The 15,886-nt window shown below is 59.9% G+C and carries 16 protein-coding genes, 1 pseudogene and 1 other annotated feature; of the genes and pseudogenes, 6 read left to right on the top strand and 11 right to left on the bottom strand.

The genetic code is table 11. The features are described from left to right. The 11 genes from EJC47_RS19840 to EJC47_RS19790 all read right to left on the bottom strand — a co-directional run. On the bottom strand, positions 1-690 hold a 690-nt coding region (locus EJC47_RS19840), incomplete at its 3' end, for a VOC family protein (RefSeq protein ID WP_126849443.1). Between the two features lie 142 nt (positions 691-832). After that, complete coding sequence (locus tag EJC47_RS19835) at positions 833-2,218, bottom strand: OmpP1/FadL family transporter (RefSeq protein ID WP_126849442.1); 1,386 nt, start codon at positions 2,216-2,218, stop codon at positions 833-835. Positions 2,219-2,525: 307 nt separating this feature from the next. Continuing rightward, positions 2,526-3,629: an NAD(P)-dependent alcohol dehydrogenase gene (locus EJC47_RS19830; protein ID WP_126849441.1), complete on the bottom strand. Its 1,104-nt coding sequence runs from the start codon at positions 3,627-3,629 to the stop codon at positions 2,526-2,528. Positions 3,630-3,659: 30 nt separating this feature from the next. Continuing rightward, on the bottom strand, positions 3,660-4,703 hold the full coding sequence (locus EJC47_RS19825; protein WP_126849440.1) for a 2Fe-2S iron-sulfur cluster-binding protein: 1,044 nt from the start codon (positions 4,701-4,703) through the stop codon (positions 3,660-3,662). A gap of 51 nt (positions 4,704-4,754) precedes the next feature. Continuing rightward, positions 4,755-5,840: an alkane 1-monooxygenase gene (locus EJC47_RS19820; RefSeq protein ID WP_126849439.1), complete on the bottom strand. Its 1,086-nt coding sequence runs from the start codon at positions 5,838-5,840 to the stop codon at positions 4,755-4,757. Positions 5,841-5,902: 62 nt separating this feature from the next. Further along, positions 5,903-7,366 carry a benzaldehyde dehydrogenase gene (locus EJC47_RS19815; protein ID WP_126849438.1) on the bottom strand — a complete coding sequence of 488 codons (1,464 nt, stop codon included), beginning with the start codon at positions 7,364-7,366 and terminating at the stop codon, positions 5,903-5,905. 15 nt (positions 7,367-7,381) lie between these two features. Beyond that, entirely contained in the window at positions 7,382-8,446 is a 1,065-nt protein-coding gene (locus EJC47_RS19810) for an alcohol dehydrogenase catalytic domain-containing protein (RefSeq protein WP_126849437.1), read from the bottom strand. 31 nt (positions 8,447-8,477) lie between these two features. Then, on the bottom strand, positions 8,478-8,969 hold the full coding sequence (locus tag EJC47_RS19805) for an aromatic-ring-hydroxylating dioxygenase subunit beta (protein ID WP_126849436.1): 492 nt from the start codon (positions 8,967-8,969) through the stop codon (positions 8,478-8,480). Next, the gene (locus EJC47_RS19800) at positions 8,969-10,279 is read right to left on the bottom strand and encodes a Rieske 2Fe-2S domain-containing protein (protein WP_260591684.1); all 1,311 of its coding nucleotides are present in this window, start codon (positions 10,277-10,279) and stop codon (positions 8,969-8,971) included. The genes EJC47_RS19805 and EJC47_RS19800 overlap by 1 nt, the downstream gene beginning before the upstream one ends. A 59-nt stretch (positions 10,280-10,338) precedes the next feature. After that, a complete protein-coding gene (locus EJC47_RS19795) occupies positions 10,339-10,689 on the bottom strand; it encodes a non-heme iron oxygenase ferredoxin subunit (RefSeq protein ID WP_126849434.1) in 351 nt (116 codons plus the stop codon). A 120-nt stretch (positions 10,690-10,809) separates the two neighbouring features. Beyond that, positions 10,810-11,703 (bottom strand): alpha/beta fold hydrolase, encoded by an 894-nt coding sequence (locus EJC47_RS19790; RefSeq protein WP_126849433.1) that lies wholly within the window; start codon positions 11,701-11,703, stop codon positions 10,810-10,812. 270 nt (positions 11,704-11,973) lie between these two features. On the opposite strand from EJC47_RS19790, the gene EJC47_RS19785 reads away from it, so the two are divergent. The 6 genes and pseudogenes from EJC47_RS19785 (at position 11,974) to EJC47_RS21610 (ending at position 15,542) form a co-directional block, all read left to right on the top strand. Next, complete coding sequence (locus EJC47_RS19785; RefSeq protein WP_126849444.1) at positions 11,974-12,705, top strand: GntR family transcriptional regulator; 732 nt, start codon at positions 11,974-11,976, stop codon at positions 12,703-12,705. Between the two features lie 43 nt (positions 12,706-12,748). Then, positions 12,749-13,978, top strand: coding sequence for an NAD(P)/FAD-dependent oxidoreductase (locus EJC47_RS19780; protein WP_185867738.1), 1,230 nt, complete (start codon positions 12,749-12,751; stop codon positions 13,976-13,978). Positions 13,979-14,014: 36 nt separating this feature from the next. After that, on the top strand, positions 14,015-14,365 hold the full coding sequence (locus EJC47_RS19775) for a hypothetical protein (protein ID WP_126849431.1): 351 nt from the start codon (positions 14,015-14,017) through the stop codon (positions 14,363-14,365). A gap of 114 nt (positions 14,366-14,479) precedes the next feature. Beyond that, positions 14,480-14,794, top strand: a complete 315-nt coding sequence (locus tag EJC47_RS19770) for a hypothetical protein (protein WP_126849430.1) — start codon at positions 14,480-14,482, stop codon at positions 14,792-14,794. 13 nt (positions 14,795-14,807) lie between these two features. Next, positions 14,808-14,861 (top strand) — a sequence feature (sul1 is cis-regulatory element that is thought to sense ions involved in sulfur or methionine metabolism; They are found in Alphaproteobacteria). 90 nt (positions 14,862-14,951) lie between these two features. Next, positions 14,952-15,306: pseudogene (locus EJC47_RS21615) on the top strand (SulP family inorganic anion transporter); the annotation flags it as partial. Then, entirely contained in the window at positions 15,285-15,542 is a 258-nt protein-coding gene (locus EJC47_RS21610; RefSeq protein WP_409574497.1) for a DUF167 domain-containing protein, read from the top strand. The pseudogene EJC47_RS21615 and the gene EJC47_RS21610, both read left to right, overlap by 22 nt. The last annotated feature ends 344 nt before the right edge of the window (positions 15,543-15,886 follow it).

Below are 15,886 nucleotides of genomic sequence, written 5' to 3'. Positions count from 1 at the left end.
AGACATGTAGTGGGTGTCTGCGTTAACCGGATAGGCACGGAAGGACGTATGATGAATTCTACCATCCTCGGGATAGCCGAGGAACGCCACGTCGTGGGCCTTTGTGCTGCAGGATAAAAAGATGCCTAGTCGAGCACCTGAAGTCTCGTCAACGAGTTCCTCGGTAACCGAGAAGTCAAGCGCCTCAATAAAAATCTTGGCACTCGCTGAAATATCTATGCCGCTAAGCGCGCAATGATCAAAACGGGTCACCCGCATGCCACGAGGCTCTGCGATCCAGACGTCGGGATTACGCACCGCCGGCCCGTTTTCAGACAAATCCATTTCCGCATAAAGGTCGAACACATGTCCGGTCGGGGTGTTGAAGCGGATCTTTCGCCCGGCTCCGGGATCCTCACCGGCAGGTATGACCTCGACATGGACGCCCAGGTCGAGAAGACGCTCGGCAAAATGATCGAGATCGCCATCCCTGGCGACCTTGAAGCCCATCCGGTCGAACCCGGCAGATTCCGCTTCACGCAGGATTATGCTATGACGGTCAAACTCGTCAAATGCCTGAAAGAAAGCACGCCCGCCTTCCACGCCAACCAAATTCAGACCGATCCGGTCACGGTAATGCTGGATCGCCTCATTGAGGTCTAGAACCCGCAGCTGTACGTAGCCAGGGCGGGTTACTCCGGTGAGAGCCATTTCACTTCTCCATGTTCGGTCAACTTTTGAACAGATTTTAGATAAAGCCAAGGATGAAAGTAGTCATTGATGCCTTCGCTACCTTCTCAATATACTCGTCTTCCGAACTATCGCATAGCCTTAAAAAGTCCTTTTTCCAACTCTAAAGGCTCAGCCTGTAGCCAATAGAAAGGTTGTTCTGGGAATGAGTGATGCTAATAGGCTGTGAGGTATTGGGCAAAACATCGTTCGACACTCTTTCTTTGAAGGCGTGCGAATATGCGAAGTCGATCGCTTGGCGTTTGCCAACCTTGTAGGTCAGACCAGCAGACGCATGATATCTCGGGATACCTGGAACGATCGCCAAGAGTGTGTCTCCCGGCGTTGCTTGAGAAGCAAATCGCCCGCCCGCGCGGAACGTCACAGATCCCATTTCGTAGGCCCCGCCCACTGCCACAATGTTCTGGTTCCCGTAGTTCTGTGGCAGGAGAACGTTGATATCCCCGCCGGCGTCGGCTTCAAATCCGACATTTATATTCTTCATCGCATGTTTCCAGAACGCGAGTTGATACTCAGCAGTGATCAAGATCTGAGGGCCAAACCTCTGGGTGATCCCTATGGAAAGCCGCGCAGGCATCTGAAAGTCGCGGACACGAATCCTGCCGGTGAGCGGGATTTGCCCGGCGACGGTCGACACTGCCGTCAGAGTCGCACGCCCTTTCAGATCGGCAACGTTGGTTTCGAAATTATATGCGCCGCCGATCGTCGTAGAAGGCGTGAGCTTGTAGGTGAAGCCGAAACGCCCGCCCAGGCCCCAGCCGTCAACGCCGTTAAGCAAGAAACTATTCCGGGTTAATCCAAAATGCACTGCGTCGAGCCCGGGAATGCCACCGAGTACCGGACCGAGGCTACCGGAGACTCTCCCACTGCCTATCAACGATCCAACCTGATCGGCTTGGAGTTGCTCGTTAAGGTTCAGGCCGATCCATATCGCATCGATCGAGCCGCCAATCGTCAATCGGTCGTTTACTTTGACGCTCACCGCTGCAGGAATATCAAAAGCGAACATGCGGCTCGAGATATCCAAACCCGTCGGCGCACCCGAAAGACCGTTGGAAAGAAAGCTGTTCTTGCCATATTCGCTGCCAAGCCCACCCTGCGCAAAGGCGCCGACCCCGAAAGTGAACTTGCCCGAGCGCCTGATATACGCTAGCTGGGGCGCAAAATATGGGCCGCGGTTGCGTGAATGCGTGCGTGAGGCAGCTTTCGCTCCTGTAGTATTATCATAAGCATCTATATTTGCTGCTATCATGTCGAGACCGATGAGCAGCTGGGAATTCGAATCGGGATCCTGACTGTCTGTCGAAAGTGATAGAGTTGCCGGATTGCTCATGATCCCAGCAGGTCCCACGTCAAGCGAGACGGCAGCTCCGCCCAAGCCGCGCGAGATCGCGCCAAACCCCTCCAGTGTAAAAGTGTCCGTCGCCCATGCTGGCGATGCTGATCCAGCTGCTATAAGCGCCAGCGCCGTCCCAATTTTAATCTTCATATTCCCTCTCCCATTTTCTCGTTTTCCGCCGCAAAACTACAAGACTAGGGGCGATTGAGCATTTTCATGCCGCTACCATACCTGTCGTTGAACGTGGGCAACGCCGCCCCAAGATCTGCGGGCCTAAGCTCGTGACTAAAGTAAGCTTCATGTTGCAGCCCGTCTTTCGAGCAACGGTAACGCCCGTCCCCCTTTCCCCGAGTCATATCTGGAGGCCGGCGTTGACATTGCGGGTCCCCCCTTTGTTGTGGTTTGATGACCGCCGCCGGGATAATTCCGAAGGCGGCATTGCCTCCTCAAACCCCAGCTAAGCCGGCATTCTCAGGACCGGCTTCAACGTGCCCCCGGCTTCGGAGTCGGCCGCTGCCTGATTGATCTGATCAAACTCGTAAAAGTTGATCAACTTATCGAAGGGAAATTTGCCCTGCTGGTAGAGGGCGATCAGCCGAGGGATGAAAATCTCGGAATTCGCCTGGCCTTCGATGATGCCCCTGAGCTTTCGGTTGAACAGCAGGAAGTTGATATCCACCGGAAGCGTGGCGCCCATGGCCGGCGCGCCGACGATGCCGATCTCGCCGCCTATGCTCGAACTGGCGATCGCCTGACCGAGGACGGCGGGAATGCCGCTCGTCTCCAGGGCGTAGGCGACTCCGCCCGGACAGATCTTGGCGATTTCCGCCACCGGATCGCTGGTCCCGGCGTTGATCACATGGGTGGCCCCGAACTCGGTGGCGAGGGCCAGCCGGTTCTCCTTTACGTCGACCGCGATGATCGTGGTGCAGCCGGCGATCACCGCGGCCATCACGGCCGAGAGGCCCACCGCGCCCGCGCCGAAGATCGCGATGGTCGATCCGGCGGAGGGGTTGAGCGCGTTCAGCACCGATCCCGCGCCGGTCTGGATGCCGCAGCCCAGCGGCCCGAGAATTTCGAGCGGCACGTCCTTGTTGACCTTGATAGTGTTCCGCTCATAGGACAGTGCATAGGTTGCGAAGGAAGACTGCCCGAAGAAGCTCGCGCTCAACTCGCCGCCGTCATGGTCGTGAATGGTGCATTCGCCCCCCACGCCGCGGCCCATGAAGTTCGGCACGAACGAGTTCGCGCAACTGGTCGGGTCGCCGGAAACGCAAGCCTCGCATCGACCACAGGTATAGAAGGTCAGCACCACATGGTCGCCCGGTGCGACCTTGGTGACCGAGCGGCCGACCTTCTCGACCACGCCCGCGCCCTCATGGCCGAACACCATGGGCAGCGGCACGGGATAGTGCTGGTCCCGGCAGATCAGGTCGGTATGGCAGAGTCCGGTGGCGACCAGCTTGACCAGGATCTGGTCGTCGGCCGGTTCGTTCAGCCTGGCGTCTTCGAGCACGAAGGGTCCGCCCGATTGGCGCACGACGGCGGCTTGGATATCCATGTGAGTCTTCCCTGTGTGGTTGTGAATTTTCTAGGCCGCCGCGACCCGGCTCTTGTCGAAGAACCTGTCCGCGAAGATACGGTCGGACGTCAGTCCGGCCTTCGACAGCGCCGCCTCGGCGGCGTCCACCATGGGAGGCGGGCCGCAGAGATAAGCTTGTGCATGGTCGATGTCCGGGATGGTCTGGATGTAGTCGGTCACCAATCCTCGCCCGCCGGTCCATGAGGAATCGGCGGGTTCAGCCGACAAGATCGGGGTGAAGGTCAGATCGGCTTCCCAGGTGTTCTTCAGGGCCTCAAAGGCGTCCAGACCGTAGATGTCGCGTTCGGTCCGCGCCCCGAACAGCACGATGACCGGACGTCGCCGCGCTTCCGGGGACGCGCCCTCGAGCATGCATTTGATCGGCGCGAGGCCGCTGCCGCCCGCGACACAGATGATGGGCGACGCTCCGGGCTTGAGGCCGAACTGGCCATAGGGGCCCCGCACTCTCACCGCCTGACCCAGTCTGGAAGCGGCGAACAGCCAGCCGGTGAACTGTCCCCCCGGCACCAGCCGCACATGGAAATGCACGCTGGCGTTCGAGGCATGGGGCGGGTTGGCGAAGGAATAACTCCGCCACGCCGCCACGCCGTCGATCAGCAGCTCGGCGTACTGGCCGGGCTGAAACCGGATCGGCTCGTCCAGATCGACCCTCAGCTCGACGATGTCGTGCGTCAGATGGGCCAGGCTCGCCACCCGGCCGCCGACCTCGACGACGGGCTGGGTTCGCTTCAGCGCCTCGTCGAGCGTGATCGTCAAATCAGTTTTGGGCAGAGTCTGGCAGGCCAGTCGGTATCCGGCCTGAAACTGCTCCTGAGTTAATCCCATCGCCGAAGAGGTCAGTTCCGATATCTTGCCACCATCGAGACGATAGAGGCACGTTCCGCAGGTGCCGACCTTACAGTTGTGCGGAAAGCTTAACCCCTGCTCCAGTGCTGCCTCGAGCAAGGTTTTTCCCCGCGCGACCTCGATGAATACGCCTTGGTCAGCCACAGAGGCGGTCGTCGGGGGCTTGGATTTGAGAAAACTGAACACGGGGATCCTAACAATCAATCGTTGATTCTACTAGGCTGGGAGCAGCGACGGCTAATTGGTCCACTGTGGCCATCCAGCCTTGGCATTGGCCTGCTGCGCTAGCACCCTCTCACTCGGGCTTGCGAACCGGGTATCCCAGTCTTTCAGCTTGGGTTTGGCAATCAGACTGTACCAGAGCGGCGGAACAAGGCCGATCGCGAAACACATGAAGAGCGACGGCATCTGGGGCGCTTGGGGCTCGGGGCGGAGCTTGTAAAAGGGGGTATGCCCGTCAAGGTGGTGGTTGATGTGGTTGGTAATTTCGCAGCCGAGCGGACGGACCACAGCCCCCAAATGGTTCCAGGCGTGATGCATTTGGATCGGCGCGCCTTCGACCCGGATCAGCCCGTAGTGCTGGAAATAGTTGAACCCCTCCACCAGGCCCTTGGCGATGATCATCGCCAGGACGGTGACGGCCAAGGCCAGGGGACCCGCCGTCAGGCCCACAACGACCGGGAGCAGCAGTACCAAGGCTATCTGCTGATAGGTGCGGTTGCGCAGATCCCACGCCGAACGGCCCTGACGGCGTTGGGTTTCTGCTTCCTGATGCACAGCATCGGAATAGGACCCGACCGTCGCCTGGACGATGAAGGCATAGATGCTCTGGCCACGCCGGGGCGTGTCACTGTCGCGGTGAGTATCGAGCTCCAGATGGTGGGTCGTCACGTGGGCAATGTCGCGATTGGGGTCACCGTAGAAGGTCGACAGGCCTTGAGCGAAGCGACGAGGGAGCGGGTGCCGGCGGTGCATCAGTTCATGCGCGACCGGCAGGGTCGGAACTCCGCTGAGCCAGGCGATGCTCAGTACGGCACCGATGAACTGAGCGGGCAAACTCAGGACGATATGGCCTTGACGCACCCCGACGATGAAGGCCGCATAGAGCCCAAGCATCAGCGGCAACTGCAGATAAAGCGGAAGATCGGCGGCAAAACCGAAGCGAATCCGCCGCATCGCCGTGTCCGAAGGCAGTATGATGTCCAGCGTCATAAGGGCCAGAAAGGTCGAGGCCCCGAGCCAGACCCACGGTCCTCCCAGTAGAAACCCGGCAATTCCGACAGCCGTGACCAAAGGGGTCACATAGTATCTCAGAGCATCCATTTTAGATCTCCTATAGAGTGCCTTCCTGAACGTCGTTCAGGCGGGTCGATTCCCGGTTGTTCTTAAAATGGATAGATCACCGGTTTCTCGACGAGGCTTATCCACTGGGCCTGTGTGAACTCGTCGATGCTCGCGGGTCCGCCGAAACGCCCGCCGCTTCCCGACGCACCCATGCCGCCGAAGGGCACCTGGGGCTCGCAGTTGATCGGCTGGTCGTTGATGTGGACCATGCCCGTCTTCAACCGCTTGGCCAGCGCCAGCCCACGGGCCGCCGACGCCGTGTGGATCGACGCGGCTAAGCCGTATTCGCTGCGGTTGGACAGGGCGATGGCCTCGTCCTCAGTATCAAAGACAGTGATCGGCGCCACCGGGCCGAAAATCTCCGACTTGAAGGCTGACATCTCCGGCGTGACGCCCTTAAGCACCGTGGGCTGATAGAATCGGCCTTCGTGGACGCCGCCGGTGAGGACCTCGGCCCCAGCCTCGATCGAGCCGGTCACTACCTCATGCACCCGGGCGACTTGACGGTCGTTGATCAACGGACCGAGATGGCAAGGTCCAGCGTTGGGATCGCCGACATGGAGCGCGCCCGCGCGCGTGGCCAGTTTGGCGGCGTACTCATCGACCACGCTGCGATGCACCAGGTGACGACCGGCCGCCATGCAGACTTGACCCTGATGCAGGAAGCTGCCCCAAGCCGCGCAACTGGCCGCGCCGTCCAGGTCTGCATCGGGCAGGACGATGTGGACGTTGTTTCCGCCCAGCTCCAAGGCGACCTTCTTCAGCATCCGGCCACAGATCTCCGCGATCGAGCGTCCAACGGCCGTGGATCCGGTGAAGGAAATCATCGCCACATCGGGATGTCGGACGAGGGCTTCGCCTGTCTCGGCCCCGCCCGGCAACACATGCAGGACCCCGTCTGGCAGTCCGGCTTCCTCGAAGATTTCCGCGATCAGGACGCCGCCGGTGACCGCGCTCTGCAGGTCGGGCTTCAGCACCACGGCATTGCCCAGCGACAAGGCTGGGGCGACCGACCGCATCGCCAGGAACAACGGAAAGTTCCAGGGGGCGATGACGCCGACCACGCCTAGCGGCACGCGTTGCCAAAGGTTCGTCCGGCCCGGCACGGAGGATGGAAACAGGCTGCCGTTGGGCAACGCCGCCAGGGCGGCTGCCTGTTGCAGCTGTTCGTAGGTGATCCCGACCTCATACTCGCCTTTCGGCGGGATCGAGCCGCACTCGCGCGTGTTCCACTGCACGAATTCCGCTGCGCGCCGCTTAAGCACCTCAGCTGCGGTCCGGATAATGGCGGCCCGTTGGTCGAAGGGCGTGGCAGCCCAGGCCTCTTGGGCTGAGCGCGCCGACGCCACCGCGGCGTCAACGTCCTTGACGTCGGCGATGCCGATTTGGCCGAGGACTTCGCCGGTCGCCGGCTCGATGACCTCGGCAACGCCGCCAGATCCGGCCGACCAGCCGTGGCTAAATACTTTACCGGTCCAGGCGTTGGATTTGATAGGCGTGTTCATGGACGTACTCCCGTTCTAGATTTTGGCGGGCGGTGTGCCTGCAGGCCCGTTGGGTTCGAAGATGATCTTGAGCGCGTCGCCACGCAGAGCCGCGTCGAAACCCTCAAGGGCATCCGAAATTGGCAAGCGGTGGCTTACGAGCGGCAGAAGCTCGACGTGGCCGTCGATCAGCAGCCGGGTGGCCGTTTCCCAGGAGCTGAACAGCCTCCGGCCATGGAGGCTCCGGACGACGAGGCCCTTGAAGAGCCACCGTTCGAGATTGACGGGTACCGGTTCGGAAGGCACCCCGAGCAGTCGCAATTCGCCGCCGTGAGTGATCAGGGGCTCGAGTGCGTCGACAGAGCCGGCCTGGGCCGAATAGTCGATTGCGACGTCCATCCCGCGACCACGCGTTAGTTGTGTCACTGCGTGCGCAGCCGAGCCTTTGGACACATCGATGGTTACATCAGCGCCCATTGTCTCGGCGGCCCGCAAACGTAGCGGATTGATATCCAGCGCGACGATGCGATTGGCGCCGAGAGCTTTGGCGGCAGCGACATTCATCAGGCCGATTGGTCCGCAGCCGCTAATAAGAACGTTCAGCCCTGATACGCCGCTGCCCTCTTGGCTGGCGTGAACGGCGATGCCGAATGGCTCCATCATCGCCGCCTGGAGCGGACCAATATCGCCCGGCACGGGAAACAGGACCTGCTCCGGCAACATCACATGGGACGCGAAGCCACCGTCGAAATCTACCCCGGGATAACGGGTGTTGGGGCAGACGTGACTCCAGCCTCGATTGCAGGTGTAACAACGGCCGCAGGGCAGATGGCTCTCGACACTCACGCGATCGCCGACCGCCACGCGGGTGACACCGGGGCCGATCGCCTCGACCACGCCACTGATCTCGTGTCCGAGGACCGTGGGCAGCGTCATCCGGTGCGCGAAGCCGCCCCATTTATAGATCAGCAGATCCGTGCCGCAGATGCCGGCCGCCTCGACCCGCAGGCGGACGTTCGAGCCGGTCGGCTCACCGAGCGACAGGACGTCCTGGACGGTGACACCGCCCCGAACGGGTTCAGTCTTGCAGATGGCTAGCATGGCTGAACCCCTCGAAATGGCGTGAGAATGATCATATCGAATAAATATCCATCACCGTCGGGATGATATCATTCATCACGACAGTCTTCTTCCTTTTGATCTTAAGCTCGTCTTCGACCTTGATGAGGATATATTCAGACCGGCCGAAGAAGTAGTTCAAAACACCGCCACGATTGCTGTGCACGATCCAGGCAGTCTTCACCACGATTCCCGTCGCACCGTGGTCGATCAGGACGTTCGACGTCATGTGACACGTGCGCGGCAGTGGCATCGACGCGGCCGACCGCTCCGTTCTAAGACGAAAGACGCGATCCTCGAGGCCGCTCCGGGTCGAATAGTAAATCAGCGACATTTCCCCTTGGGGATCGGTCGTCAGGACGTGCTCGGAATCCCAGGCAGGGACCCAGTACTCCACGTCCTCGGTGAACAGGCCGAGCCAGGCGTCCCAGTTCTTGTCGTCCAGAGCCTGGGCCTCGCGCGCAATGAGGTCCTGAACGGGGTGGCGAAGAGTCTCATCGACCATCACGCATGCTCCGCTTCATCGGCCATCAGCTGTGCCCAGTGGGCGTGTTGCGCGAGGAAGATGCCCTCATCCTCGATTTTCACTCCACTCCTGCCCGGCGTAATGCCAAGGCTCGTTGCCAGGGCATCCGGCCCATCGATCTCGTGGGCAGCGCCGCGGGACATCTCACTCCAGCGCACCGCAGAGTGGGCGTTGCAGCCCTTCTGAGATTCGCCGAACTCGGTGAGATCGTCGGGCGTCGCCATGCCGCTGGCGTTGAAAAAGTCTTCATACTGACGAATCCGGTGCGCGCGAGCAGTCGGCGCCTCCCCGACCGGGGCGAAGCAGTAAATGGTGACCTCGGTCTTGCTGACCGACAGAGGCCGGAAGATCCGGATCTGACTGCTCGTCTGATCCATCAAGAACATATTGGGATAAATGAGCAGGTTGCGCAGTCGCCCGACGGCCCACTCCGCCCTCTCCTCGCCCATCCGCGCCTTGAGTTCCTCTTGGACCGGATAAAGGGGCCGATCCTGAGGGTTGGTCCAATCGGACCAGATGATCGTATGTCCGTTGTTGAGATCATAGAAGCCGCCGCGAGCGTTCGGCAGGTCGCCGACATTCATTGCCTTAGTCTTCTGGCCGACGCTCTTGGAGGCCGCGCGGTTCAGCTGGGTCTCGACATAGTTGGCATGCACGGACGCCACGTGATAGCCATCCACGCCATTCTCGGCCTGCAACTTCCAGTTGCCCTCATAGGTATAGGTCGAAGAGCCCTTGAGGACTTCGATGCCTTGCGGCGACTGGTCGACGATGATGTCAATGAAAGCCTTGCTGTCCGCGAGATGGTCTTCGAGCGGTTCAACCGCATCGTTCAGGGACGCGAAAAGAAAGCCTCGGTAGTTCTCCAGGCGAAGCCGGCGCATCCCGAGCTTGTCCTTGTCGAACCCTTCGGGATAGCCCCCAGCAGCCTCGTTCATTGGAGCCAAAAGGCGACCGTCGGCATTGAAAGCCCAGCCATGGAACGGGCAGACGAAATTGGCCGTCGAGCCCTTGGAGGTGCGGCACAATGTGGCGCCGCGATGCGGGCAGATGTTGGCGAGGGCGTTCAGCTGGCCGGACTTGTTGCGATTAATGATGACCGGCACCCGTCCGACCCAGGTCGTCAGGAAATCCTTGGGGTTCGGGATCTGACTCTCGTGGGCGACATAAACCCAGACCTTCTCCCAGATCTGCTTGAATTCGCGCTCAAAAAGTTCGGGATCCGAAAATATTCGCCGATCGACGCGACGCGTCCCCGACGCGTCGTGGTCGATGAAGTTGTCTTTCATTCCGCCGCAATACATTCAACCTCTCCTATTATCTTGCGCGATTCTTGTTCTGATCTCGCTCAGTCCAGCGCCGCGAAAATCCGTCCGTCGCGAATCTCGACCGCATAGGTCGCGATCGCAATGCTGCAGGGATATTTGCAGGGACGCCCTGACCGTATATCGAAAGATCCGCCGTGGAAGGGACATTCTATGGTGCCGTCCGAAAGAACTTCGCCATCGGACAATGAGGCCTCCCCGTGCGTGCAAGTATCCGCGGTTACGAAATATTCGCCGTCCAAGTTATACACGGCGAGCGGTTCACGTCCCGACACATTGACCTGAACCACACAGTCGGGTTCGACGGCACCGACGGCAATGAGCGGCGAGAATGCGTCGGCTTCAGTTCTGTCACCTTTTGACAAACTATTCATATTCATGCTCTCCAGTGCTGAACTGTGCCTTTAATTAAGTTGTATGCGCGGTCCCGAAGGACCGGATCATCTCTGCAATGCCCTCAAGCCGAACCCCATGCCTGGCAGCATCGGCCATTTTTACCGGCCATGGGCCGCCGTCGTAAGCGCCGGAACTTGATTGACGGCCTTCACCGTCATCGGAGAGGCCTCATCCAGGAACTCCTCGACTAATCTCGAGAACCGCGCGGCGTGCTCGATCTGCGTCCAGTGGCCACAGCGACCGAACACGTGCAGCTGTGAATCCTCGATCAGGCTGTGAAGCCGAAGAGATGTCGCCAAAGGGATGACCCTATCATCCCGACCGTGCACGATCAGGGTCGGATGAGGCAGCCTGGCGATATCATCCTCCGCGCTGGCGAGGCTGCTCACCCACCTCTGCCGTGGCGCCGGGAACATGGATGAGAACGCTTCCTGGACGCCGGGCTGAATACTCGCCCGATAGCGAAGGGCCGCAAGTTCGTCGTTCACCAGTCCGCGGTCGTAGGCGAAAAAGTCCATGACCCTGCGCATGTTGGAGATCGACGGCTCATAGCCCCAGATCGCATCGAGACCTTCGGTGATTTCGAACTGCACGCCCACTGATCCCATCAGAACCAGACGCCGGACCCGATCCGGATGACGAATCGCCAAAGCCAAGGACAGGGCGCCGCCGAATGAATTTCCGACAATGTCAGCCTGCTCGATGCCCAATTCGTCTATAAACGAGAGTATTTGGCGTAGCCATGTCTCGAGATTGTAAACAATGCCCTCTGGCCTTTCGGTGAATCCGAAGCCGACCATGTCAGGGGCGATGACTCGTCGCGAGCGGGACAGCACAGGCAATATCGGCCGCCAGTTCGCCCAGGCACTGACGCCAGGCCCGGATCCGTGGATCAACAGCACTGGTTTGCCTACGCCTTCGTCGTGAAAATTCGTCCTAATCCCATCGGCGACCACATCCCGACCGATCTCGCTGTTCGAAATCACCGACATGCGAAGCCTCTCCCCATGGTGGGCGACCATGGCGATAGGGTGCTCGGCCCTTTCCGGCTGAGAAAAATCCTCGTCAGGCTGTCCACGACGCCTCTCCCATTTTTGTCTGCACCGTTTTCCCGTGCAGCCTTTGGGGCTAATATCGATTTTTTGACATGTCAACGAATTTTTGCCAGATCATCGAAACTGCATCGAAACCGGTATAAATGTTCAAACACGCCGTTTTTGGTTATATGCATTCGGTTTGATTTTGAGACGAGCGAGATGACGATGACATCGGTCGAATATGACATTTTTGCCCTCGAAGCTTCCTGTCTGCATGGGAACAGCGCGCAGGGGGGAGCAAAGACGGCTGTCGAAGCGGCCTACAGCATGCTTCGCCGGCACCTCATCAATGGGCGTTACCCACAAGGTTCCCGGCTGAAGCTTGATTATCTCAAGTCGGCCTACGGTGTCAGCGGGAGCACCGTGCGCGAAGCGTTGACGAGGCTGATCGGCGACCATCTCGTCATCTTCGAGGGGCAAAAAGGTTTCAGCGTCGCGCCAATGTCGCTAGCGGATCTTGATGATCTTACGATCGCCAGGACAACTCTTGATTGCGCCGCGATCCGGGAAAGCATCGCCCTTGGCGACGACGAATGGGAAGCGCGACTGATCGCAGCCTTTCATCGACTGACAAGGGCCGAAGAACGCCTGGTGGTTGATCCTTCGGGCGCGTTCGACGATTGGGAACAACGTAACAAGGCCTTCCACGAGGCCCTGCTCGCGGCCTCCACGTCAAAATGGCTCGAGCGCCTCAGGGATATCCTCTTTCACAACACCGAGCGCTACCGACGACTTTCCGCGACCCAGGGGCCTCCGCCGACCAGTGTCCACGCCGAGCATTCCGAAATCTTCGAGGCAGCCTTGGCGCGCGATGCGGACCGAGCCGTTAAGGCGCTTGAGGAACACCTTCAGCGGGCGCGCAAGGTTATTGGCGACAACAGACTGCTGCTGGGATGAAACTGGGATGAAAAATGAATTTCACGCTGTCCGGGGGGCGGGTATGACCCGAACCGATTTTTCGGTCGCCATCGTGGGGGGCGGCGTCGCTGGCCTCTCCCTCGCGTCAGAACTGGCGAAGCGCGCGCCCGATCAGTCGGTCGTCGTCCTTCAGGACGAACCCCATGCCGCCTATGACCGACCGCCGCTGTCCAAGGCTTTCCTGCTCGACGGCGATACCGACGCGATCGCCCTGATGCTGCCTGATATGGAGCGCGTGGACGTCCGGTCGGGAGTCCGCGCCGAAGCTGTCGACGTTGAAGCGCGATCCGTCGCGCTTTCGACGGGCGGCTCGCTGACCTTTGGCCAATTGATCTTTGCGACCGGCGCCCGTGCGCGATCCCTCCCGTCCCTCGCCTCCGGCGCTCTCCCTGTCTGCAAGCTACGCGGCCTCGATGACGCCCGCGCCCTAAGAGGCCATCTTTTCTCCGGGAGCCGACTCGTGATCGTTGGCGGCGGGATCATCGGCCTAGAAGTCGCCGCGACGGCCAGGACGATCGGTGCCGAGGTCACCGTTGTGGAGGTCTTGCCGGCGCTGCTCAGCCGCAGCGGGTGCCCGCAGTTGTCGATTTTTCTGCGAGAAACCCATGAACAGCAGGGTGTGACATTTCACCTCGGTCGAAGCGTCGCCTCCGTCACGGCGGACAGCATAGTCCTTGATGATGGCGTGCGCATTCCGGCCGACGTCATCCTCGTCGCCGCTGGCGTCATCCCCAATACGGAACTTGCGGCCGCTGCGGGCGCGGCGTGCGACAACGGCATCCTCGTGGACGATCTGGGCCGCACGTCCTTGCCGAATATCTGGGCAATCGGTGACTGTAGTCGAGCCTGGTGCGAAGAGCAGCGGACCCATGTCCGCTCAGAAACCTGGACGCGCGCGCGGGAACAGGCGTCCGTCTTGGCGATGGCATTATGTGGACAGCCAACGACGTCGGCATCGGAAGCGCCCGCCTATTACTGGTCCGATCAGTACCACCTGAAGATCCAGGTAGCGGGGTCGCCCAAGGGAGAACTCAATGTAGTGAGGGGCGATATGTCAGCCGACAGCTTCAGCATCCTGCACCTGGCTGGCGGGCGGCTGGTCGGCGCTACGGCGATCAACGCCCCGCGTGATCTGGGATCCCTGAAGAAAATCATTCGTTCCCGCCGAGCCGTCGACGCCGAGGTTCTCGCGGATCTCTCGACGGACCTAAAGGTCCTCAGTTCCCCGAAGTCCGTCAACGCCGCCTCCTGACTGCGGGAGATGCCTTCCCTCTGATCGGATTTCTGCATGTATATTCTTGCCTTCATTCTGCTTTCCGCGGTCGCAGCTTTTGGCACGGGAATGGGCGTTGCACTCGCGCGTCATCATTCCTTTCCCTCGTTCTTCGGAGCGGCTCATGGCGGCTTCGCGGCGGCATCGGTCCTGTCTCTGCTGGTGACCATCCTGCGCGACGCCGCACCCCCGCCCCAGGCCTGGTGGGCCTTGGGGGTGTTTGGAGCCGCTCTGGCTGGAGGGCTGACCCTGTTTCGACTTATCTTTCGCCGGGGCGCGCCGACGTTCTATGTCGTTGCCCACGGGGCATTAGGATCGATCGGCCTGGTGCTCCTCGCCAACGTGGCCTTTTTCCAACAACCCTGACGAAGTCGTTGCCAGGGTTCTAAACTGAAATCCGATCGAGTTGAATCGCGGGGGATTCCCAAGGGGCCTGTAATCTGATTGAAGCTGAGTGCTGGGATTGGAGGCCAGCATAGGATGGGAAGGCCTTATTCGGACGATTTGCGTGTGCGGGTGGTTGCAGCGATGGAAGGTGGCGGCAATTGCCGAGCAGTTGGCGAGGCGTTTGGTATCGCGCCAAGTACGGCGGGCAACTGGCATCGTCTTTACCGTCGGACGCAGAATTATTCAGCAAGGACGATGGGCGGAGATCATCGATCCAAACTGTTGGGGCACAGCGCCCATGTTGCCGCTTTCCTGGCCGAGACGAATGATCTGAGGCTGATCGATGTGCACGCCGAACTGGCTGGCCGCGGTGTAAAGGTCGGCTATTCAACCGTTCAACTCGAGTAAGTGCGATCCCTCCATTGGACCCGGCGTTGTCGGGTGGCGCGGCCCGGCGCCTATCCCCGGGATAACCACTAGCGAAATTTGGGCTTCGCTTTTCCCGAGTTCTGAGCGTTTCCGCGCATAGGCGCGATGCCCTGCTAGCCAATCTGTAGGTTCCTGAATGACATCTTTTGCCTCGCTGAAACGCGACTGGCTCGCAAATCCGCGTGCGGACATACTTGCGGGTATCGTCGTTGCATTGGCGCTGATCCCCGAAGCCATCAGCTTCTCGATCATCGCGGGCGTGGATCCGCGCGTCGGCCTCTATGCCTCCTTCTCCATTGCCGTCACCACGGCCCTTGTCGGCGGTCGCCCCGGCATGATTTCTGCTGCCACAGCCGCCATCGCGGTGCTGGTGCTTCCACTGATCCGCGACCATGGCGTCGAATATCTATTCGCCGCCACGATCTTGATGGGCGTGATTCAGGTCATTGCCGGATTCCTCCGGCTCGACATGCTGATGCAGGGGTCGTTTGCGGCACGTACCGACTCCATCGGGAAATCGCGCGGCCGCCAACTGATGGTGAGTGTCACCGCCGCGCCGAAGCTCGGTCGCGCTACAGACCACATGGTCAGATTTCTCGCGGGGGAGTTTGGTGTCTCGATCTCAGCTATATCGGTGGTGTATGGCCGGATGAGCGTCAACACGCAGTTGAGGATTAAGGCTCCAGCAAGGCTTCCGGCCGCTCTTCAGCAGCTCCCGCTATTGTAGAGCCGTGACACAGAGGTGGGCATGGATTGCGTACTGCATTCTGGCTGGGCAGCGTATTCATTCGAAAGACCGATAATATGATTATCGACAGCAAGAGTTTAGTATCGCGAAGGCATTGGTTCACATTGAGCAAGAGCGCCGCCAATCGCTACCGGAGCTTGTCTCACATGACTATGCTTTTTCCATTCTCTTGATCCTTTTCTGCAATTTTCACTTAAATATTCCGACGCCGTTATCCATTCTAACTGGCAACGGTTCTTTCGAGGACCGTCCAACCCGTAGGTGGGTTGAGCACCTGATAGTTACGGGTTTAGTTGAACTCAATGTAACTACAAACATCGTTG

Source organism: Sphingomonas sp. TF3 (assembly GCF_003985085.1).
Classification (GTDB): domain Bacteria; phylum Pseudomonadota; class Alphaproteobacteria; order Sphingomonadales; family Sphingomonadaceae; genus Sphingomonas.
Note: the sequence above shows the minus strand (reverse complement) of the source record. Positions and strands in the feature narration are given on the sequence as shown.

What these genes read in the sequence shown, in the direction of transcription:
- EJC47_RS19835 (WP_126849442.1), bottom strand. Translation starts at nt 2,218, where the DNA reads ATGAAGATTAAAATTGGGACGGCGCTGGCGCTTATAGCAGCTGGATCA.
- EJC47_RS19830 (WP_126849441.1), bottom strand. Translation starts at nt 3,629, where the DNA reads ATGGATATCCAAGCCGCCGTCGTGCGCCAATCGGGCGGACCCTTCGTG.
- EJC47_RS19820 (WP_126849439.1), bottom strand. Translation starts at nt 5,840, where the DNA reads ATGGATGCTCTGAGATACTATGTGACCCCTTTGGTCACGGCTGTCGGA.
- EJC47_RS19815 (WP_126849438.1), bottom strand. Translation starts at nt 7,366, where the DNA reads ATGAACACGCCTATCAAATCCAACGCCTGGACCGGTAAAGTATTTAGC.
- EJC47_RS19810 (WP_126849437.1), bottom strand. Translation starts at nt 8,446, where the DNA reads ATGCTAGCCATCTGCAAGACTGAACCCGTTCGGGGCGGTGTCACCGTC.
- EJC47_RS19805 (WP_126849436.1), bottom strand. Translation starts at nt 8,969, where the DNA reads ATGGTCGATGAGACTCTTCGCCACCCCGTTCAGGACCTCATTGCGCGC.
- EJC47_RS19800 (WP_260591684.1), bottom strand. Translation starts at nt 10,279, where the DNA reads ATGAAAGACAACTTCATCGACCACGACGCGTCGGGGACGCGTCGCGTC.
- EJC47_RS19795 (WP_126849434.1), bottom strand. Translation starts at nt 10,689, where the DNA reads ATGAATAGTTTGTCAAAAGGTGACAGAACTGAAGCCGACGCATTCTCG.
- EJC47_RS19790 (WP_126849433.1), bottom strand. Translation starts at nt 11,703, where the DNA reads ATGTCGGTGATTTCGAACAGCGAGATCGGTCGGGATGTGGTCGCCGAT.
- EJC47_RS19785 (WP_126849444.1), top strand. Translation starts at nt 11,974, where the DNA reads ATGACATCGGTCGAATATGACATTTTTGCCCTCGAAGCTTCCTGTCTG.
- EJC47_RS19780 (WP_185867738.1), top strand. Translation starts at nt 12,749, where the DNA reads ATGACCCGAACCGATTTTTCGGTCGCCATCGTGGGGGGCGGCGTCGCT.
- EJC47_RS19775 (WP_126849431.1), top strand. Translation starts at nt 14,015, where the DNA reads ATGTATATTCTTGCCTTCATTCTGCTTTCCGCGGTCGCAGCTTTTGGC.
- EJC47_RS19770 (WP_126849430.1), top strand. Translation starts at nt 14,480, where the DNA reads ATGGGAAGGCCTTATTCGGACGATTTGCGTGTGCGGGTGGTTGCAGCG.
- EJC47_RS21610 (WP_409574497.1), top strand. Translation starts at nt 15,285, where the DNA reads ATGCTGATGCAGGGGTCGTTTGCGGCACGTACCGACTCCATCGGGAAA.